The following is a 21,005-nucleotide window of genomic DNA, read 5'->3' as shown; positions in this document are numbered from 1 at the left end:
GTTTTAACTGGCACTAATTCTAACCATACTCTACACGGTAGTTTTGGTTATCAAAACTGGATTAAGATATTTAATCCTGACTGAGCGTTGCTACTATCAGTTAGGTATGGTCAATAGTAATATATGTGGCAAGTGGTAGGCAGCAAAACTCTAGACAACAACAATATTTGGGAATTGTCAAATGGGTATGTATTGTAATACGCTGATTTTATTGCTGGATCGGGATGATTTCGGCTTTCAAACATAGTACAGCCTTCAATTTTAAGGCTCTATGAGTAACTAGCGTGCATCTGGAAATAGGGGATTGAGAAAATACTTAGCATCACAATATAAAAAAGAAACTGTCAAGGCAAAAATAATGTCTTGGCGGAGGTAGCTTATCTAACACCGCATAAATACATAAACAATACGCAACTATTTTAACACGGGTGAACGACGAAAGTAAAACCGAAGTTAAAATTTTTTTTCCCTAAATTTCGTTGCTCATATATTTCTCCATCGCGGAATTTAGAAAGTTTTTCCCGTAAGTAGTGGCAAAATTGGTAACTCAATACTTCAGGAACAGGGTATGAATAATCAACCGATGAATCAAGACCAGAAAATCACAGCGGATATCAACTCAAGAGATACCTATCAGGGGCAAAAGTGGTTAGTAGAGGAACGAGATGCATGTGGTGTAGGTTTTATTGCTCATCGTCAGAATCATACCAGCCACGAAATTGTCAAAAAAGCTTTAGCTGCTTTAACCTGCTTAGAACATCGGGGAGGTTGTAGCGCCGATCGAGACTCTGGTGATGGTGCAGGAGTGTTGACAGCAATACCTTGGGAGTTGTTCCAACAAGACTTTGCCCAAAGGGGGAACGAATTTCCATCCACCGATAATATAGCTGTGGGGATGATATTTCTACCACAAGACCAAGAAGCAGCACAAAAAGCTAGGGCGACTGTTGAGCAAGTAGCTGCTGAAGAAAAATTAATTGTATTGGGTTGGCGAGTAGTGCCAGTGCAATCTGATTTACTAGGGGTACAAGCAAGAGAAAATCAACCCCAAATTGAACAAGTTTTGTTAGCTTCTGTTGACAAAAGCGGCGATGAATTGGAACGGCAGTTGTATATTACCCGCCGCCGAATTAGTAAAATTGCAACCAAAATTTCAGAAGAATTTTATATCTGCTCGTTATCAAGTCGGACAATTGTCTACAAAGGCATGGTGCGTTCTGCTGTTTTGGGCAACTTTTATGACGATTTAAAAAATCCAGCTTACAAAAGTGCCTTTGCTGTCTATCATCGCCGCTTTAGTACCAATACGATGCCTAAGTGGCCCCTAGCCCAACCGATGCGGCTTTTGGGTCACAACGGCGAAATCAATACCTTATTGGGTAACATCAACTGGATGATGGCACGAGAAGCTGGCCTGAATCATCCAGTGTGGAATAATCGCATCCAGGAACTCAAGCCACTAGTTCATATTGATAACAGCGATTCAGCTACCCTAGATAACGTAGTGGAATTGCTGGTTTGTTCTGGACGCACCCCCTTGGAAGCTTTAATGATTATGGTTCCAGAGGCTTACCAAAATCAGCCTTCTTTACGTGAATATCCAGAAATTGTTGATTTCTACGAATATTACAGTGGTTTGCAAGAAGCATGGGACGGGCCAGCACTTTTAGTATTCAGCGATGGTAAAAAAGTTGGTGCAACTCTAGATCGTAATGGTTTAAGACCTGCTCGTTACTTGATCACCAAAGATGATTACATTGTTGTAGCTTCGGAAGCTGGTGTCGTGGACTTCCCTGAAGCCGATATTGTCGAGAAAGGTAGACTTGGTCCAGGGCAAATGATTGCTGTGGATTTAGAAAATCAGGAAGTGCTGAAGAATTGGGATATAAAAGGGCGCATCGCCAAGCAGCACCCTTATGGAGAATGGCTGCAACAACACCGTCAAGAACTCAAACAACTTGTCAGTAGTCAGTCGTCAAATGGAAATGGAAATGGACATCTGGCTGCTGAGAATGGTAACGGGCATAGTACAACTGACAAAATTGACAAGCAAACCTTACTTCAGCGTCAAACTGCCTTTGGATACACCATAGAAGATGTGGAAATGGTGATTCATCCAATGGCGATCGCAGGTTCGGAGCCAACTTTCTGCATGGGTGATGATATTCCCTTAGCGGTGCTGTCAGAAAAGCCTCACCTGCTTTATGACTATTTTAAACAGCGCTTTGCTCAGGTGACTAACCCAGCGATCGATCCCCTGCGGGAAAAGCTAGTAATGTCTCTGAAAGTCGAACTGGGTGAACGGGGTAACTTATTAGAACCCAAGGCAGAATATGCCCGGAGATTGAAACTTGAATCGCCAGTGTTGACTGATGATGAACTAGAGGCGATTAAGCTGTCAGGATTTGCCACAGCTGAGTTATCAACCCTATTTGCGATCGCCAATGGCCCAGAAGGATTGCAAGCTGCTGTGCAATCTTTACAAGCACAAGCAGCTGAGTCAGTCCGGGCAGGTGCAAAGATTTTAATATTAAGCGATGCCTACGGCGGGCTACGCCAACGCGCCAATGACAGTATCAACACAGAATATACCTACATTCCTCCCTTATTAGCAGTAGGTGCGGTGCATCACCACTTGATTCGGGAAGGGTTACGAATGAAAACATCCCTGATTGTCAATACTGCTCAATGCTGGAGTACCCATCACTTTGCTTGTTTGATTGGCTATGGTGCTGGCGCAGTTTGCCCTTATATGGCTTTAGATACGGTGCGTGATTGGTGGTCTGATCCCAAAACTCAAAAGTTAATGGGTGTGCAAAAAATTCCCACCCTTACCCTAGAACAAGCTTTAGGAAACTATCGCAAATCAGTAGAGTCAGGTTTGCTAAAAATTCTCTCCAAAATGGGAATTTCTCTACTCTCCAGCTATCAAGCAGCCCAAATCTTTGAAGCTATTGGCATCGGTGGAGATTTAATCCAATTGGGATTCTGTGGTACGACTTCCCGCATCGGTGGTTTGAGTGTGAATGAACTGGCTGATGAAGTGCTTTCCTTCCATAGCAAGGCTTTCCCAGAACTGACGACCACGAAGTTAGAAAACCTGGGCTTTGTGCAATACCGTCCTGGTGGTGAATACCATAGCAATAGCCCAGAAATGGTGAAGGCGCTGCATAAAGCTCTAGATGGCAACGGCTACGACCACTACGAAGTTTATAAAAAGCACCTCCAAGGTAGACCAGTAACAGCCTTGCGGGATTTACTGGACTTCCAAGGCGATCGCCCTTCAGTTCCTCTAGAAGAAGTGGAATCGGTATATGAAATAGTCAAACGCTTCTGCACCGGTGGTATGTCTTTAGGTGCTTTGTCAAGAGAAGCTCATGAAACTTTAGCGATCGCTATGAACCGCATCGGCGGTAAATCCAATTCTGGAGAAGGCGGCGAAGATCCAGTACGCTACACAGTTTTAGATGATGTAGACGAGTCTGGTCACTCGCCAACCTTACCTCATTTAAAAGGATTACGAAATGGCGATCGAGCTTATAGTGCCATTAAGCAAGTTGCATCAGGACGCTTTGGTGTTACGCCAGCGTATCTAGTTAACGCCAAACAAATTGAAATCAAAATTGCCCAAGGTGCTAAACCTGGGGAAGGTGGACAACTGCCAGGGCCAAAGGTGAGCCAATACATTGCGATGTTAAGGCGCTCTAAGCCAGGTGTGACGCTGATATCACCACCACCACACCACGATATCTATTCAATTGAAGACTTAGCACAACTGATTTTCGATCTGCACCAAATTAACCCCAAAGCAAAGGTGTCAGTGAAGCTAGTATCAGAAGTTGGCATTGGCACGATCGCAGCTGGTGTAGCTAAGGCCAACGCTGATATCATTCAGATTTCCGGTCATGATGGTGGCACAGGTGCATCGCCACTTAGTTCTATTAAACATGCTGGTTCACCGTGGGAACTCGGTTTAAGTGAAGTGCATCGGGTTTTGATGGAAAATAGCCTGCGTGATCGCGCCATCTTACGCGTAGATGGCGGATTTAAGAGTGGCTGGGATGTGGTAATAGGTGCATTGATGGGCGGTGAAGAATTTGGTTTCGGCTCCGTCGCCATGATTGCTGAAGGCTGTATCATGGCGCGAGTTTGCCACCTAAATACCTGCCCGAAGGGTGTTGCTACCCAGAAAGAAGAACTCCGTAAGCGGTTTACGGGAATACCCGAACAAGTTGTCAACTTCTTCTATTTCATAGCCGAAGAAGTGCGTAGTTTGTTAGCCCAACTTGGCTACCGTTCTTTGTCAGAAATCATTGGGCGTGCAGATTTGTTAAAACTGCGCCCAGAAGCAAAACTCACCAAAACGCGATCGCTAAATCTCGACTGTTTACTTCAGTTACCAAATAGCAAAGACAATCGTAGCTGGTTGGTGCATGAAGAAGTTCACAGCAACGGCGTGGTTTTAGATGACAAGTTCCTTGCCGATGAAGATATTCAGGCTGCTATTAGGAATCAGTCTACTGTTACTAAGACTTACCCGATTGTCAATACTGACAGAACAGTGGGCACAAGATTAGCGGGTGCGATCGCTTCTCAATACGGTGACAGCGGTTTTGAAGGACAAATTAATCTCAACTTCACAGGTAGTGTTGGGCAAAGCTTTGGTGCTTTTAATCTCCCCGGCATCATTCTGAGCCTTGAAGGAGAAGCAAACGACTACGTAGGTAAAGGGATGCATGGTGGTGAAATCATCATTAAACCTCCAACTGCTGCCATTTATAACGCATCACAAAATGTGATAGTTGGCAATACTTGCCTCTATGGTGCTACAGGTGGCGTGTTATTTGCCAACGGTTTAGCAGGAGAGCGTTTTGCTGTTAGAAATTCCAAAGGCGTAGCAGTAATTGAAGGCGCTGGGGATCACTGCTGTGAATACATGACAGGTGGTGTGATTGTTGTCCTCGGCAAAGTAGGACGTAACATAGCAGCTGGTATGACTGGTGGACTGGCATACTTCTTGGATGAAGAGGACTCATTTCGTGAGTTAGTTAACCCGGAAATTGTCAAAATTCAGCGGGTGATTACAGAAGTAGGTGCCAAACAACTGCAAGAGTTAATCCAAACTCATGCGGAACGAACTGGTTCACCAAAGGCGAAGAAAATTCTGCAAAACTGGCAAGAATTTTTGCCGAAATTCTGGCAGTTAGTTCCACCTTCTGAAGCTGATAGTCCAGAAGCTAATCCTGAAAAAACAACAACTGAGTTCAGTTTAGTGACTAGTAGTCATTAGTGAGTTTAATGTGATTCGTAGAAACAGCTTTTAGATTGCCTCGTTCCCAGTCTCCGACTGGGAATGCCCGTCGTTGAGCCTCCGCCTCTCTTGCTGGCGGCAGAGCCGCCAGCAAGAGAGGCGGAGGGTGGAAACGAGGTTTTAAAGGAGTTTCAGCTGAAGATGACTAAATATCGCCAAAAATCTCCAGTCTACTTCAGTAGACTTAAGCCTATTAGCCCGAAAATTTATTTCCGGGTGGGCATGGAAGCCAACAGTTGAGCTATTTCCAACTTAAGTTGACAACTGCCGTGCCCCTACGGGCGTACCTCGCTAAATCGAGAAATGCTATATCTTTACTAACTGATTCAGAAATAAAGTATTTTAACCAAAAAATATAATTATTGCTTTTTGTTAGCAAGTAACTTTTGCTCTTTATCCTGAATTTCTAAAAGTTCTGGAATAGTGACAAAGCGATAGCCTTGCTTTCTAAAGTTGCTAATAATTTCTGGTAAAGCTTGCACAGTTCTAGAACGGTTCCCGCCACCATCATGCATTAGCACAATTCCACCAGGTTTTGAATCTTTAATTACGTTATTTATCAACTTTGGTACAGCTGGTAATTTGTAGTCTGTAGAGTCAGCCGACCACATTACCACAGTATACTTTTGGCCTTTAGCATAAGCAGCTAATCCATTGTGCAGGTTGCCACCTGGTGGTCGGAAGAGATTTGTTTTAGCACCTGTAATTTGATAAATTAGGTCTGTTGTGCGGTCTATTTCAAAAGCTGCTGCTTGTTGATTAAAGAAGTGATACCAGTGATGCCAAGTATGGTTAGCTATGACGTGACCTTGAGCGACAATCTGCTTTCCTATCTCTGGAAAATTTTTTAAATTCTGCCCGACGACAAAAAACGTTCCTTTGATATTATTTGATTTCAGGATATCTAATACTTGCTCTGTAGTTTCAGGCCAAGGGCCATCATCAAAGGTGAGAGCAATCACCTTCTCCCCTTGAGTGAGTTTTGCAGACTCAATTGTTGCCCCTTGAAAGCTTGATGGTATAGGGTAAGCTAGACCTTTTGTTTGTGCTTGTTGCTGCCAACTTGTAAGCATCGCCGCTTTTAATTTCTCAATGCGCTGCTGAGTTCCTACGTTTGCAGTCACATCTTTGATATTTATACTTTGTCTACTCTGAGCCTCTGAAGCATTTGGCCTTAGAAGCATCATGAAAGCAAGACTAAAAACACCACCTAAGGCAAGCAGCGCAATTAATATGCCTTCTGGCCACAGAAACGACTTATTATTTTCCACCTCATAGCTCCTTCAAAGATCGAACCATCAACCACGGTTATGACGGTACGTAATAGCAGATTTTTTAGATATTTTTAGATACAATTGCTTTCTGGTAATCCCGAAAATTGGAATTGGGACTAACGGAAATTTAGAATCGAGAAAATAGCCAGACTTTCTCACGGTCAAGCTATATAATTTACAACTTTGTAAGTTCTTCGATTAACATACAAAACTACTTACAAGGGGTGGAGTATCTTTCAAAAAAGAGTTTAGTCAACTATTAGTTCTATTCTTGATAGGATATATTCTACTGCCTGCTGGCATTGCTTCCTTTTTAAGAAAAAGTTAAGTTTTCAACTGACAGAATGTTCCCTTGTACTTTCTATGAAATAGGCAGACGAAAATTGATTCAATATAGTTTCTTATTGCCAAGGGGCACTTATTCGTTAAATCTAGATACTTTTGACTCACTCAGCAAAAATAATTCTATCAGCAGCTTAGTTATTTTTTAGATGCTGATACTTTAGCCGAAATTGCTAGTAGCTTTCTGTGTGCTAATGTTTTTCTCGATAATTTAAGGATATTTATATCTTAATTAATAGTACAGTTTAATATGCACTGTCACCGTATAATTACGGAACTTAATCGCATATATATAAGCAATTTTTTAAAATCGTAATTAGTATGGCATTTATAACTATAAAAGCATTTAAATCTAGATTTGTATGTAATATTTTTTACTAATAATATTTTTTTAACTAGGTTTTTGTATTTAAAAGTACATTTAAGTCTTATTGACTTTATGTAATATAACTTAACAATATAAGAATAAAATATATTTTCTTGCAACTCAGTCTCGCTTCATAACTTGCCTTATAATTACATCAATTGGAATTATAATTTTTAATCATCCATTTAGCAATCCTAATTATCAGCTTATATTTTCTTAGACAGGTCATAGTTTTTGACAATATTTTTGCCGATCTCCAGTAGATACGATAAATGTAGTATTTAATACTTGTATAATTTGACTCTAAACCCAGTTTTCTTTTACAAATACCTTTTGAGTCACAATAATCAAGGTATTTGTCTAACTTCTGAAAGTGGCTAGAAATTTTTATGATTCCTCACGAAAGTGATGCAAAAGAAGAACGTGCATCGTTAAAAGTATGGCGTAGTTCGCAAGAAAATCTGATTTTAATTGCGATCGCACTGTGTTTGGCATTCCTGATTAGGACTTTTATCGCTGAACCCCGCTATATACCTTCTGACTCGATGTTGCCTACCTTGCATACAGGCGATCGCTTGGTAGTTGAAAAAATCTCTTACCATTTTCACCCTCCCATAACTGGGGATATTATTGTTTTTCAGCCACCCGCAGAACTACAACGTCGAGGATATCCCAAAGACCAAGCCTTTATCAAGCGGGTTATTGGCGAACCGGGCGAGGTAATTAGTGTTGATTCTGGCAAAGTCTACCTCAACGGTCAACCCTTGGCAGAAGACTACATCGCTGAACCCCCAAATCAGCCATATCGACCAGTGAAAGTCCCAGAAGATGAATTTTTTGTTATGGGAGATAACCGCAACGATAGTAATGACTCTCGCTATTGGGGCTTTTTACCCAGTAAAAATGTCATCGGTCGGGCAACATTTCGCTTTTGGCCTCTCGATCGCATTGGGTTTATCTAAAACGTTAAATAATACATCAACTGAGCGATCGCATCACCAGTTAACTCCAAGCGTCGTTGGAAATCAGCCAGGTTACGGTAAGGCCCGGCTGATTGCCGATTTTGCACTACTGCTTCCGCCAGAGATAAATTTATAAATGGAATTTGTGCTAATTTTTCAACGGTTGTTGTGTTCGGGTTAACTAAATGCGTCGGATTTTCTAAAGATTGGTGGTCATAGTAAATAAAATTCAGCAGAGGCTTTAATGGCTCTAAGCGCGGCGCTGGTATACCCAAAGCCGCAGCGATATCTTCAATACAGTAAAATTTCACACCCGAACGCGAAAGTTCTACAAGCGATCGCGCTTGATGAATTGACAACCCTGGTAAGCGTAACCAATCATCTACAGTCGCTTGATTAGCATCAATGCGGATACCTAATTTGGCCGCTATCTGAATTTCTTCCCCAGATTGTAGGCGATAGTAGGGATCGTTGAGGAGCTTGACGCGGAGTTTTTGCAGCCTGGAGTTTAAAGGTAGCCAGTTATTCATGATTGGCGCTCACCTCAAGAAATCTGGTCTAGCAATTGGCGGCGCTTTTGCTCAAATTCATACTCTGAAATCAGTCCATCCTGACGCAGAGCATCTAATTCCCGCATTGCAACAGCGATCGCTCCTACCTGATTAATCACCTTTTGTGAGTTCTTTCCTGCTGACTTCCCTAGATTAAAATTGCGATCGAAAGCTTCTTCGTCTTGAGCTAAATACCAAACTCCCTCAATCGCACTGGCTACTCTGGGTATAGGCGTCCAGGAAAGCAAAAAATATAAAATACCCCACACAGGCTGTCCTAGATAAAATTTATGCCATCCTGCAATTGTCAACGTGCCAGAAAAAGCTAGAACAGCAGCAATACTTCGGCTTTTGCGCTTAGTGAACATATTTCTAATAAATCTACCAACACCATAGTTTCTACAATAAGACAGTCAAAAGGCGCAGAAACAATTCATCCCTAACTAAATATTCCCAATCCCCAATTTAAAGAAATTTGAGTAAGTTTCACATGACTGTGCATTGAGCTTTGATGCTAATTTTAAGTTTTCAACGGATAGATTACTACAATGTCACAGATTTTCCTACCACCAAAATGGCTTGAACAGCTTTACGATCCTTATGCTGTGCTAGGAATTTCTGTCAGTGCTGACGAGCGCCAGATTTTTAAACGCTATCACACTTTAGCAAAGCTGCTACATCCCGATCGCTATGCCAAAAGCTGCAATCCAGACCAACAATTAGCAACGGCAATACTTAGCTATTTAATCAATCCAGCTTATGAACAACTCAAACATCGACACAAGCGCTTGATTGCCATAGCTATGCTGCGATCGGACACAAGAATGTTACAACAGCGAGCTTTGTGTGCCCAAAATACCATAGCTGAGGAAATTAGGGAAATGTCTCCACCCCAAGCACAATTATTTTACGAAGAAGCGATCGCTTCCTACGCAGAAGCTCAATACAAATCACTCCATCAGTTTTATCAAGTTACACAACAAATTAGCATACTGAATTTAGTTTACTTACAATTGCATAAACCTGACCTGTTCTTACCATCAAAAGCTGTTCGCATCGTCCCTCAAGTAGAAGTCAAGACAGTGGAATTGACATTAGATGAAAAAACTAATGTCCAACCAATTTTGACAAACTACGCTCAACGTCACTACCAGCGAGCTATTGAGTACGTCCGGCTAGCCAACTGGGCTCTAGCCGTGCAAGAACTACGCGATGCCATCAAGTTAGAACCAAACAACAGCAACTATTATGCATTATTAGGTTTGGTACATATAAAACAGCAATTTATGGGTATGGGCAGGGTTTACATCCGTCAAGCCTTAAAACTTAACCCGCAAGATTCACTAGCTCTGAAATACGCTCCCGGACTGAAAATTAAACCAGGTGAAAACACCAATCCTAAATCAATGGCAAAAGCTCTGAGTATTGCAGCTTTATTAAGTCGATTTAGCAATGGGAAACGTTCTCAAGTCAAGTGTTGAAATTTCGGTAACAAACCGTACTAAAACCGAAGCTTCGTGACTAGATTACTCTCCTAGACTAAAATAATAAATAGAAGTAAAACTATTAAGCTGCTGAGTCTGGGCACTCAGTTTAATATAAGCAATATGGGATTCTTCGATTCTGAGATAGTTCAGCAAGAAGCAAAACAGCTGTTTGAGGATTATCAAGCGCTGATTAAGCTTGGCAACGGCTACGGCAAATTTGACCGTGAAGGCAAAAAGCTGTTTATTGAGCAAATGGAAACCATGATGGATCGATACCGCATCTTTATGAAGCGCTTCGAGTTATCAGAAGATTTCATGGCGCAAATGACAGTAGAACAGCTAAAAACACAATTAGGTCAGTTTGGTGTAACTCCGCAACAAATGTTTGACCAAATGCACCTTACTTTAGAACGAATGAAAGCCGAGCTAGAAAAACAAACCTAGTACCGCAAGGCGGAATTAAAAATTAAAAATTAAAAATGGATACAGCGTAAGTATTTCATTGATTTTGAATGGGTGGTTTGTTTACGCCGTGTTGTACTAGTCGATTTTAGATTTTAGATTTTGGATTAATTGTCAATCCAAAATCCAAGATGCTATCTAAAATCCAAAATTATTGTGACTTTGGACGAGAAAACTGCGAAGGTGGCTTGAAGTTTTCTACTGGTACGTTTTTAAGTGCCTTCTCCATAAAATCTTTCCAAATGGGAGCGACCATAACACCACCTGTAGCATGGTCAGCTAACTGTCTATTGTCGTCTCTCCCTACCCAGACAGCAGTTGTTAACTGTGGTACAGTACCCACAAACCAGATATCTTTTTCTGATGATGTTGTTCCCGTCTTCCCGGCGGCTGGGCGACCGATCGCAGCACCTTTACCAGTACCCTCATTGATTACCGATCGCATCACATCGATAATTGCTGCTGATGCCCAAGGATCGAGGACTAGCTGTGGTTTAGGGGTGTTATCCAGTAACACATTACCACTACTATCAGTGACACGGGCAATTACAGTTGGTGGAGATTGCCAGCCATAATTAGCAAAGGTCGCATAAGCACTAGCCATTTCCAAAGGTGTGACACCAATTGCCCCAAGTGGCAAGGAAGTCACAGGTTCCATCGGACTTGTAATACCCAAGGTACGACAGGTTTCGATCACCCTATTCATTCCCACAGCTTTACCAATCTTGATTACGGGAATATTTCTTGATTGGGCTAAAGCTGTGCGGATTGGCATTGATCCCCTAAAGCTGCCATCATAATTTCTGGGAGAGTACCAACCGTTACCATCTCGATAGCTGACTGGAGAATCATCCACCGTTGAGTCTGGTGCATATTTCCCACTAGCGAAAGCAGTATAATATACAAACGGTTTAAAAGAAGATCCGGGCTGCCGTTGAGATTGAGTCGCACGATTAAATTCACTGGTCTTAGGATCTATACCGCCCACCAATGCTTTGATAAAATGCGTGCGTGGATCAACTGCTACCAAGGCCATTTGATTCTTAGATAATCCCTGATCTAAGAGTGTTTTATGCCACTTCGTAACAGTTTCTTCAGCCATGATTTGAAAGTTGGCATCAACCGTCGTTTGCACCCGCATCCCGCCTTTGAGCAGTGTCTCACGCCCAAACTTCTTAGCTAACTCCTGGGCTACAGTATTGGTTACATAAGGCAGGGCACTACCTTGAAAGGATTTAATTCTCCCAAGTTTGATTTCTTGCTTGAGGGCATCATCATAGTCTGACTGGCTGATCCAGTTCAATTCCAGCATTCGTCCTAGCACTTCTTTTTGTTTCTGTTTTGCCAGCTTCATGCTCACAAACGGGCTGAATTCTTCTGGTGCTTGGATTAAACCCGCCATCATTGCAGATTCACCCAAGCTTAAATATTCTGATGACTTATTAAAATAACTGCGGGCTGCCGTTTGTACACCATAATTGTTATGACCCCAATAAACTTGATTGAGGTACATTTCTAATATTTGGTCTTTATTGAGAATTTGCTCTAACCGGATTGCTAGCACCGCTTCTGCTAACTTGCGGGTAAAAGCACGCTTACGAGACAAAAACAGATTTTTTACCAACTGCATAGTAACAGTAGAGCCACCCTCTTTGACCCCACCTGCTACAGCATTAACTACCACAGCACGTCCCACACCGACGGGGTTAATACCGTGGTGATCGTAAAAATGGCTATCTTCACTTGCCAACACGGCCCGTTTTAAATTCGGCGAAATTCTATCTAGGGGTACGACTTCCCTGTTGGCTTCCCCGTGGATACTCGTTAAGAGTTTGCCCTTAACGTCATAAATGTAAGTCGTTTCCGAGGGAAAGAAGTTACGTAGCTGTCTCACATCTGGCAAATTACGGAAACTGATGGCTAAACCAACTAGTCCTCCGGCTACAATGGAACTTGCCAGCATGGTGATTGAAAGGAGAGTACCGCCAGTTACCTGACCGACTCCTTTCAAAAACTCAAAACCTGATGAAGCCCGATCCTGTGGCTTTTTATCTCCCAAAGCACTAGACGATGACACGGCTATTTCACTTCCTCACTTGTAAATTGAACTGTAATTGATTGGGTGAAGCAAGGCGGTTAGTTTTTTGCAATTATAGTAGTTTGGCGGATGAGAAAGTGGATAAATTGCCAGTGAATATAATAACCAACTTAACTTCTAGAGTAGAAAGCATAACTAGTAGTGAATCTCTTAGTAAAGAGCAAGATTTTGCTTGGCTGCGTCGTGGTGTAGTAGAAGTTTTCCCACAATCAGTTGATGTTAACAGCGAAAGTCTAGAAAGGCTATTACTAACTACAAACCAACCTTTGAGGGTCAAATTTGGAATTGACCCTACTGGTACTGATATTCATCTTGGTCATAGCATACCAGTACGAAAACTGCGAGGATTTCAAGATGCAGGACATACAGCAGTTTTAATTATTGGCGATTTTACAGCGCGTATTGGCGATCCAACTGGTAAATCTGAAGTGCGTCGTCAGCTTACAGAAGCAGATGTCGCACAAAATGCTCAGACTTATCTTGACCAAGTACGTCCTATCTTGGATTTTGACACACCAGGAAGGTTAGAGGTGCGCTATAACTCCGAATGGCTCTCTGAACTAAACTTAGAGAAAATTTTGGAGTTACTCTCCACGATGACAGTGGGGCAGATGTTGGCAAAGGAAGGATTTGCCGATCGCTATAAAAAAGAGAATCCGATTTTTATCCATGAGTTCCTGTACCCGTTAATGCAAGGTTTTGATTCGGTTGCAGTTGAGGCAGATGTGGAATTAGGTGGCACCGATCAGAAATTTAATATTGCTGTAGGCAGAGATTTGCAGCGTCATTTTGGCCAAAAACCCCAATTTGGGATACTGCTGCCAATTCTAATTGGCACAGATGGAGTGCAAAAAATGTCCAAGTCTTTGGGTAATTATATCGGATTGGCAGAACACTCAGGACAAAAGTACCAAAAGTTGCAAGGAGTTCCCGATCATCTGCTCTCACAGTATTTTGAACTGTTGACGGATTTACCTTTGGATAAACTGCCAGAAAATCCCCGCGATCGCCAAACACTCTTAGCATGGGAAGTTGTCAAGCAGTACCACGGCGAAACCGCAGCCCAAGAGGCAAAAGTTGCAGCTCAAAGTGGCGGCAAGGAAGGTGCAGTTCCAGAATTCTCTCTTTCTTCTGGCGTGCAGCAATTCCCTACTAAGTTAGCGTATATTCTGAATGTCACTGGCTTGTGCAAAAGTACGGGGGAAGGAAAGCGGAAAATTCAAGAAGGTGGAGTGCGCCTAGATGGCGATCGCATCACTGATGCTGATATCACTTTCGATTCTCCCGCCCAGTTACAAGGTAAAGTTTTACAAGTTGGGAAAAATAAGTTTGTACGTTTAGTTTGAATGGGGAGCAGGGAGTAGGGAATGGGGAATGGGGAACAAGCAGAACAACGAGTGATTGTAGCTTTGGATGTGCCAGATGTAGAAAGTGCGATCGCACTTATAGATCAACTTCCGCAAGTAGTTTGGTGGAAAGTCGGTTTAGAGTTGTTTACTAGCACTGGCCCGAAAATTCTGGAAGTGTTAAAGTCTCGGCAAAAGCGCATTTTCTTAGATTTAAAGTTTGATGATATCCCCAATACCGTTGCTGGTGCTTGCCGGAGTGCAGCTAGATATGGGGTAGATTTACTGACAATTCATGCGACTGCTGGTAGAGATGCCCTGAAAGCCGCAACTGAGGCGGCACAAGAAGGGGCTGCAAAAGCAGGTGTACAACCACCAAAGTTAATTGCTATTACTCTGCTAACGAGCATTTCGGCTCGGCAATTGGCGTTTGATTTAAAAATACCTCTAGAGTTACCAGAATACGCTCTAGCAATGGCCCTACTAGCTCAAGAATCTGGTTTGGATGGGGCAGTTTGTTCGCCCCAAGAGGTGGCACAGCTACGACAAACTTGTGGAGATGACTTTTTGCTGGTTTGTCCGGGAGTTAGACCAACTTGGGCAGATCAAGGCGATCAAAAGCGATCGCTCACCCCAGCCCAAGCAATCATTGCTGGTGCCGATTATCTCGTGATTGGTCGCCCCATCACCACTGCTACTGAACCTAAGTTAGCTTGGAAGAGGATTTCTGAGGAGTTAACTACGGTGGCATGAACCTAAGAGTCAGTGAGAAACTGCCAGAAAGAGTGCAAGGTGTAGGCAAGATTGCTTTTGCCTCTTCGCTCAATCAGAAAAATTATAATTGGCTTTTAGCTTGTAGCTTTTGGGTTTTAGTCTCAAATAGCCTTGCTTACCCAGCGTTTTCAATAAACCTCAACTCTAAACCCTCTGCGATCGCACAAAAGCAAAATGTCAACGGTAGCGAGAGGTCTTTGTGTTCTGAGCAAAATTTAGAAACATTAACTATACAGCTATTAAAAGATTTACCTAGTTATACTAATCGCGCTAGTCAACGCGCCCGTCGCCTCAGTAGAAGCAGTGACATTTACAGTTATATGCTACTGGCAGGAAGACCTGAGTTTACTCCTCTACCCCTTAACCTTGAAGAATATAGTGCAAATGCACCTAAAAGCTCTGCATTAGGAGTTGAGCAAGTTTTCTTTACGACCTTAGAGCGCCAGTATATAGGAAAGAAAGCGTTAGAATTGCAACAATTCCACTGGCTATTATTGACTAAAACTAAAAGTGGTTGGCAACTAGTGATGATGTTTTCTCAAATCAGTTCCCATTCTGAAAAGCAGCTACTATCCCCGCCACGCGATAGTAGTAACGGTACTATTGCCCAAGGAATTAAAGCTTGGTTGCGCGATTGTCAAGCTGGAAGTGTACGCAGGATGCGTACTGTCAATATGGGAGACAAAACTTAACTTCGTCAAACTGATGTCAGTTTAGTAATGTACATTGAACTGCACTTATATTGTACTGAGCTAATAAAGTTAGAGCGAGACTGTTCTAATCAATTTTGCTCGATATCAATTTCTGAGTCAGATACTTATTTAAAACCAAATAAATGTACATTATCTAGCTAGCTTGTATCAGTGGAATCGCACCTGTATCTTTAGGAAGATTTTGAGCAAAAATAGCTGATAAATAGCTAAAAAAAACAGACATTATTTAAAAGCAAAGACTTGCTTGAATTTAAGCGTTGTAACTCCTGTTTTTTGGCGATAACATGAGTATAAGTTTATTTCAAGCTTCTCAAACCGCGTTTAGCGTCAGTTTTTTTATGGACATTCAGTTAATCAACATCGGCTTTGGTAACATCGTGTCTGCCAACAAAGTAGTTGCCATTGTCAGTCCAGAGTCAGCCCCAATTAAGCGGATTATTACCGAAGCACGGGACAAAAATCAACTGATTGATGCAACTTACGGTCGTCGGACTAGAGCTGTAATTATCACTGATTCCAACCACGTAATACTGTCAGCGATTCAGCCAGAAACGGTAGCAAATCGCTTTGTAATTTCCCGCGATCATCAAACTGTAGATAATTGACTAGTACCGCAAGGCGGAAGTCAAAAGTCAAAAGAATTGTATTCCAAGCTCTGACGCTATTTGAAATGGTCTGTTTCTTTACGCCGTGCTAGTGGTCTGTCTCATTAAATATAATGGGACAGACCACTAGTACTTGACCTCTATCACTCTTGCTACAAATTCTTTAGTCACTAGTGGACTTGGCCAGGAACATAAAATTAATGAATAATATCTATTGATTGATTCACAGGTTGAAGGGATGATGCCAGTTTTACCCATCCAGAATAGTGCTACTACCGAAGAGTGCTTACATTTAGGCAGGTTAATTGTTTTAACTGGCCCCAGTGGGGTTGGTAAAGGCACTTTAATGCGATCGCTCCTACAACGTCATCCAGAACTCTATTATTCTGTATCCGTGACGACTCGTTCTCCCCGCCCAGGAGAAATCGATGGTAAAAGTTATTACTTTATCAGCCGCAGTAAGTTTGAACAATTGGTTGCGGAAGGTGAATTTTTAGAATGGGCAGAATTTGCTGGTAACTATTACGGCACTCCCCGTGAAGCTGTACTTAACCAAATTAATTCTGGTAAGTTGGTAGTGCTAGAAATTGAACTAGAAGGAGCAAGACAAATTCGTGCTTCCTTCCCCAGTGGCTTCAGTATTTTTATATTACCGCCTTCCTTCGATGAATTAGAGAAGCGGATACGCTCTCGTGCCCAAGACTCTGAAGAAGCGATCGCCCGTCGTCTACTCCGCGCCCAAGAAGAAATTCAAGCCGCAGGTGAATTTGATATTCAAATCGTTAATGACGATTTTGAGACTGCTTTAAATGATATTGAAGCAGTTTTGTTTAAATAAGTTAGGAGTTAAGAGTTAGAAGTTCTGAATTTAAACTTCTAACTCCTAACTCCTAACTCCTAATAATTAACCAAATAGACCTTGAATTAGTGCCAAATTACTAGTCAAAAAGTAAGCAACTACTGCACCACCAATACCACCAATCAAGAAAGAACTGCCGAAGTTGTTCCAGCTTTCTTTAGAATTAAAAGCATCTGCCGGAGGCTTGGGTACGGTAACACTAGGAAGTGCTTTGGGTGGATTGCTATTTGCATACAGCGATAGAGCGCCTGTGAGAACTACAACCAGACCGATGGCTGACAGTAACCCAGCTAAGTTAGCGTTATCTGTGTCTCGCAGTGGGCCTAATTTGGCAAAGGGGCCAAATAGCCAGTAACCATGAGCCATACCAACTTCCAAACCGCGTCTAGCAGGAGCCAGACCTGGGCGATAAGCAGGTAAATTATTGATGAATCCCCTGATCAAGGGAGAAGAATTAACCGGGGTTTCTAGGTTCCCTAGCTGTGGATCGCCGAATGCGGGAAAAACAACTTCCCGATTTCTGGGATCGCCAGGGAGATTTTTTGATGCATCTACTGCTTGCGCCATATTTTGCGTTCGCCTCTAAATTAAAATGGTGGCATTTTTATATTAATAATAATTGTAGCTAAAGATGTCTTTTAGCTAGGAAGTTTAGAAAAATTAATTTAGCTTATTTTAAAACCGTGAAACTCGCGATCTGTAAACAGAATCACGAGTTTCAAAAAACTATTTTTGCCGCCTATTTTGATGATAATTCTGCCTAACTAAGCTGAATACATCAACTACATTATGCAAAACGTAAGACATTCAACTGTCCTAAATCACATTTGACACTTATGGTAGTGGGTGGAAAAGTAGGTCGGGGAAAAAGCGGTTGAATTCAATCAAGATACCTGCTGTGATGAACAGCCATATAGTTGCTGCCACTGGCGCTGTGGAAATAAACTTAACCAAGTAAGAAGATTGGTCGCCTTTGTCTGCCATGAATTTAGTCTCCAAAACAAATGAATTAGTTAAGCTGATTTAGCGTGGGGAAATAGGGATTTCTGAATCCTTGGCTGCTAATTTTCCAGAGAGAAATTCTTGGACTGCTGCTGCTGGCCAAGCAAAACCTGACGCTATTATGGGTAATGCCAAACCAATATCGATTTGGATTTCTTTTAGTTCAGTATCAGATTCCTTTTTGATTGCTTGTAGATAGGCACGACCTACCCAACCAATCCAACCAGCAATATATAGAAACAGAATGCTAGGAATCAAAAAGTCACCAGCACGATCTAGACGACCATCAACAATCAAGTGAGGGTATCCTTCAGGGCCGCACAAGGCCTGAGAATAACGCTCAAACCGCTTTTTCCCTGATTGGGGGTCAGCGGTGGTATTACGGGCATTAGCTGCTAGCTCTTGGAAAGCGGGATTGTCCTTGCACGGTGTCAAATTAGCTCCTAAAGCTTGCGCTGGGGGAGCAAAGTTGAACCAAAGACTAATCGCTAACATCAAAGCAAACAATCGTCGCATAGAGTTGTTTCCTTTTATTACAAAACAAGAAGTTTTTTGTACAAAACGAAGCGGCTTGTACAGTCTGTTTATTTGCATAACTAGGAAGTCATCATACTCTTGGGTGGGAACCGAGTAAAGTTTAAGTAAATAAAAGTTAAAGCTTCTCAACCAAAATTAGTGCTGAGTGCTGATTAACGGGTGCTAAGTACAAGAATTGTTGTTGTAGGGTAGTAAAGAAGCAAGATTTTCTCTCCACGATTCAGGACTCAGGATTCAGGACTCAGCACTCTCAATGACAACCGTTTTAGCAATAGAAACCAGTTGTGATGAAACAGCCGTCGCAATTGTTAATAATCGTAAAGTTTGCAGCAGTATCGTAGCCTCACAAATTCCAGCCCATCAGCAGTATGGCGGGGTAGTGCCGGAAGTAGCGTCTCGCCAGCACTTGGAAACGATAAATGTTGCGATCGCACAAGCCTTAGAGCAAGCCCAACTACATTGGGGAAAAATTGACGCAATTGCCGCCACTTGTGCCCCTGGACTCGTAGGAGCGCTATTGGTGGGGTTAACTGCTGCCAAAACCCTAGCGATGGTACACAACAAGCCATTTTTGGGAGTTCATCACCTCGAAGGTCACATTTACGCAACTTACTTGAGCGAATCAACTTTAAATCCCCCTTTTCTTAGCTTACTGGTTTCAGGCGGACATACAAGCTTGATTTATGTCAAAGATTGTGGTATTTACGAAACCCTGGGACAAACTCGTGATGATGCAGCCGGTGAAGCCTTTGATAAAGTGGCGCGATTATTAAAGCTAGGTTATCCGGGTGGCCCAGTGATTGACAAGTTGGCACAACAGGGGAATCCTCAAGCCTTTGCTTTACCAGAAGGAAAAGTTTCTCTACCAGGTGGGGGGTTTCATCGTTATGACACAAGTTTTAGTGGGTTAAAAACGGCTGTATTGCGTTTAGTGCAGCAGTTAGAGAAAGATGGCGGACAAGTCCCAGTGGCAGATGTAGTAGCTAGCTTTCAGGATACCGTAGCGCGATCGCTAACCAAAAGAGCGATCGCCTGTGCCCTAGACTATGGTCTAGACACAATCGCCATTGGTGGCGGTGTAGCAGCTAATAGCGGCTTGAGAAAAAACCTCCAAGCTGCCGCCATTAAACACAACCTACGCGTCCTATTCCCTCCTCTAAAATTCTGTACTGATAACGCCGCCATGATTGGCTGTGCCGCCGCTGACCATCTATCCCGTGGTCATACATCCCCCCTCACACTAGGCGTTGAGTCTAGGTTAGCGCTCACTCAGGTGATGAAGTTGTATCAACCTCTTGAGTAGTCATTAGTCATTTGTAACTACTAATGACTAATGACTCTTGTTATAGACTCTTGACTATCGATCGAATGAGATCAGCCACAGCATCTGGTTGTTCCAACATAGCCAGATGTCCGCAATTAGGAATTTCTAGAACATTGTCACCACAATATTGGAACAGTCTGTGAAAGCTAGCTAAATGGCGCACATACTTGGGTTCCATAACCTTATCTTCCGCACCAGCCAGAAAATAAACTGGCTGCTTCAGTTGGGATACTAGCTCAGGTAAACGATTGATTTCTTCTTCCGTTGTGGAGTCTAACAGAGTTCCTAGAGCCGCCTCTGGGTCAGCCACGACGAAATCAATTACTCGCTGACGTGCCCAAAAGCGCTCCAAAGGACGAACTACACTAGCTCTGGTAAACAGCAAATCAATCAAAGGCACTTGGGACAGCCAGCGCGGACGAATTTGCAAAAATTTCTGACCCGCCGAGCGAAACTGCTCAAAGGCTTCTTTGAGGTAAATACCACCACCGGCGTTGATGCAGATCACACCCTTAACACATTCAGGTATTTGATCTGCTCCCCAAAGAGCGATCGTTCCACCCAATGAGTGACCAATTAGCCAAGCACTGGTAATATTTAGCTGTTTCAGGAGAACTGCTAAATCCTGAGCATAAGCAGCAGGAGTATAAAGAGATTCCATTGGTGAGCCAACCGCACTACTGTAAACGGGCGTCAGGCTCAGAGACGTTTGTGTTCGACTAAAATCAGTTTTTACCTGGGATTGCGATTCACCAAAACCCCGCAAATCATAGGAAAGGCACTGCAAATCATCTGATAGGCGAGAAATCACAGGTTGCCAATATCCACGGCTATTTAGCCAACCGTGGATAAATACTAAAGCATGGGGGCAGGAAGTGGGAGCCGTTAGCTCGTATGCGTGTGGAACGCCCAAGATTTCGATAGTTGCCATACTTATATCGTACCCTTAAGGGCGAGTGCGACTAAATACGGAATAAGAAGAGAGTTAGAA

At 42.6% G+C, this 21,005-nt stretch carries 18 protein-coding genes; 10 read left to right on the top strand and 8 right to left on the bottom strand.

All coding sequences use genetic code 11. The annotated features are described in order from the left end of the window. The first annotated feature begins 568 nt into the window (after positions 1-568). The gene (gene gltB / locus HWQ39_RS30220; protein WP_292853596.1) at positions 569-5,290 is read left to right on the top strand and encodes a glutamate synthase large subunit; all 4,722 of its coding nucleotides are present in this window, start codon (positions 569-571) and stop codon (positions 5,288-5,290) included. A 380-nt stretch (positions 5,291-5,670) separates the two neighbouring features. On the opposite strand, the gene HWQ39_RS30215 is transcribed toward gltB, so the two are convergent. Beyond that, complete coding sequence (locus HWQ39_RS30215; protein WP_292853594.1) at positions 5,671-6,582, bottom strand: polysaccharide deacetylase family protein; 912 nt, start codon at positions 6,580-6,582, stop codon at positions 5,671-5,673. Positions 6,583-7,683: 1,101 nt separating this feature from the next. Between HWQ39_RS30215 and lepB the strand changes: the two genes are divergently transcribed. After that, entirely contained in the window at positions 7,684-8,256 is a 573-nt protein-coding gene (gene lepB, locus HWQ39_RS30210; RefSeq protein WP_292853592.1) for a signal peptidase I, read from the top strand. Here the strand turns inward: lepB and HWQ39_RS30205 are convergent. After that, entirely contained in the window at positions 8,253-8,786 is a 534-nt protein-coding gene (locus tag HWQ39_RS30205) for a ComEA family DNA-binding protein (protein ID WP_292853590.1), read from the bottom strand. The two genes, lepB and HWQ39_RS30205, sit on opposite strands and share 4 nt — an antisense overlap. A gap of 14 nt (positions 8,787-8,800) precedes the next feature. Next, positions 8,801-9,175, bottom strand: coding sequence for an NINE protein (locus tag HWQ39_RS30200; protein WP_292853588.1), 375 nt, complete (start codon positions 9,173-9,175; stop codon positions 8,801-8,803). Between the two features lie 180 nt (positions 9,176-9,355). Here HWQ39_RS30200 and HWQ39_RS30195 point away from each other — a divergent pair, with 180 nt between their 5' ends. Both HWQ39_RS30195 and HWQ39_RS30190 read left to right on the top strand, forming a co-directional pair. Next, positions 9,356-10,288 carry a DnaJ domain-containing protein gene (locus tag HWQ39_RS30195; RefSeq protein WP_292853586.1) on the top strand — a complete coding sequence of 311 codons (933 nt, stop codon included), beginning with the start codon at positions 9,356-9,358 and terminating at the stop codon, positions 10,286-10,288. A gap of 126 nt (positions 10,289-10,414) precedes the next feature. Beyond that, positions 10,415-10,738: a DUF1825 family protein gene (locus HWQ39_RS30190; protein ID WP_179067573.1), complete on the top strand. Its 324-nt coding sequence runs from the start codon at positions 10,415-10,417 to the stop codon at positions 10,736-10,738. Between the two features lie 169 nt (positions 10,739-10,907). Here the strand turns inward: HWQ39_RS30190 and HWQ39_RS30185 are convergent, their stop codons facing one another. Beyond that, the gene (locus HWQ39_RS30185; protein ID WP_292853584.1) at positions 10,908-12,833 is read right to left on the bottom strand and encodes a transglycosylase domain-containing protein; all 1,926 of its coding nucleotides are present in this window, start codon (positions 12,831-12,833) and stop codon (positions 10,908-10,910) included. Between the two features lie 113 nt (positions 12,834-12,946). On the opposite strand from HWQ39_RS30185, the gene tyrS reads away from it, so the two are divergent. The 5 genes from tyrS to gmk all read left to right on the top strand — a co-directional run bounded on the left by tyrS (position 12,947) and on the right by gmk (position 17,130). Next, the gene (gene tyrS / locus HWQ39_RS30180; protein WP_292853582.1) at positions 12,947-14,200 is read left to right on the top strand and encodes a tyrosine--tRNA ligase; all 1,254 of its coding nucleotides are present in this window, start codon (positions 12,947-12,949) and stop codon (positions 14,198-14,200) included. Positions 14,201-14,221: 21 nt separating this feature from the next. Continuing rightward, on the top strand, positions 14,222-14,953 hold the full coding sequence (gene pyrF, locus HWQ39_RS30175; protein WP_292853580.1) for an orotidine-5'-phosphate decarboxylase: 732 nt from the start codon (positions 14,222-14,224) through the stop codon (positions 14,951-14,953). Beyond that, complete coding sequence (locus tag HWQ39_RS30170) at positions 14,950-15,666, top strand: hypothetical protein (protein WP_292853578.1); 717 nt, start codon at positions 14,950-14,952, stop codon at positions 15,664-15,666. The genes pyrF and HWQ39_RS30170 overlap by 4 nt, the downstream gene beginning before the upstream one ends. 359 nt (positions 15,667-16,025) lie before the next feature. After that, entirely contained in the window at positions 16,026-16,292 is a 267-nt protein-coding gene (gene remA, locus HWQ39_RS30165; protein WP_179067570.1) for an extracellular matrix/biofilm regulator RemA, read from the top strand. A 238-nt stretch (positions 16,293-16,530) separates the two neighbouring features. Continuing rightward, complete coding sequence (gmk, locus tag HWQ39_RS30160; protein WP_292853755.1) at positions 16,531-17,130, top strand: guanylate kinase; 600 nt, start codon at positions 16,531-16,533, stop codon at positions 17,128-17,130. 66 nt (positions 17,131-17,196) lie between these two features. Here the strand turns inward: gmk and HWQ39_RS30155 are convergent, their stop codons facing one another. The 3 genes from HWQ39_RS30155 to HWQ39_RS30145 all read right to left on the bottom strand — a co-directional run bounded on the left by HWQ39_RS30155 (position 17,197) and on the right by HWQ39_RS30145 (position 18,669). Further along, the gene (locus tag HWQ39_RS30155; protein WP_292853576.1) at positions 17,197-17,718 is read right to left on the bottom strand and encodes a photosystem I reaction center protein subunit XI; all 522 of its coding nucleotides are present in this window, start codon (positions 17,716-17,718) and stop codon (positions 17,197-17,199) included. A gap of 267 nt (positions 17,719-17,985) precedes the next feature. Next, a complete protein-coding gene (gene psaJ / locus HWQ39_RS30150) occupies positions 17,986-18,135 on the bottom strand; it encodes a photosystem I reaction center subunit IX (RefSeq protein ID WP_292853575.1) in 150 nt (49 codons plus the stop codon). A gap of 39 nt (positions 18,136-18,174) precedes the next feature. After that, on the bottom strand, positions 18,175-18,669 hold the full coding sequence (locus tag HWQ39_RS30145) for a Photosystem I reaction center subunit III (protein ID WP_292853573.1): 495 nt from the start codon (positions 18,667-18,669) through the stop codon (positions 18,175-18,177). 274 nt (positions 18,670-18,943) lie between these two features. Here HWQ39_RS30145 and tsaD point away from each other — a divergent pair, with 274 nt between their 5' ends. Continuing rightward, on the top strand, positions 18,944-19,993 hold the full coding sequence (tsaD, locus tag HWQ39_RS30140; RefSeq protein ID WP_292853571.1) for a tRNA (adenosine(37)-N6)-threonylcarbamoyltransferase complex transferase subunit TsaD: 1,050 nt from the start codon (positions 18,944-18,946) through the stop codon (positions 19,991-19,993). A gap of 40 nt (positions 19,994-20,033) precedes the next feature. Here the strand turns inward: tsaD and HWQ39_RS30135 are convergent, their stop codons facing one another. Then, positions 20,034-20,945, bottom strand: a complete 912-nt coding sequence (locus tag HWQ39_RS30135) for an alpha/beta hydrolase (protein WP_292853569.1) — start codon at positions 20,943-20,945, stop codon at positions 20,034-20,036. Positions 20,946-21,005 lie beyond the last annotated feature (60 nt).

It is taken from the genome of Nostoc sp. NMS8, assembly GCF_017115045.1.
Classification (GTDB): Bacteria; Cyanobacteriota; Cyanobacteriia; order Cyanobacteriales; family Nostocaceae; genus Nostoc.
Note: the sequence above shows the minus strand (reverse complement) of the source record. Positions and strands in the feature narration are given on the sequence as shown.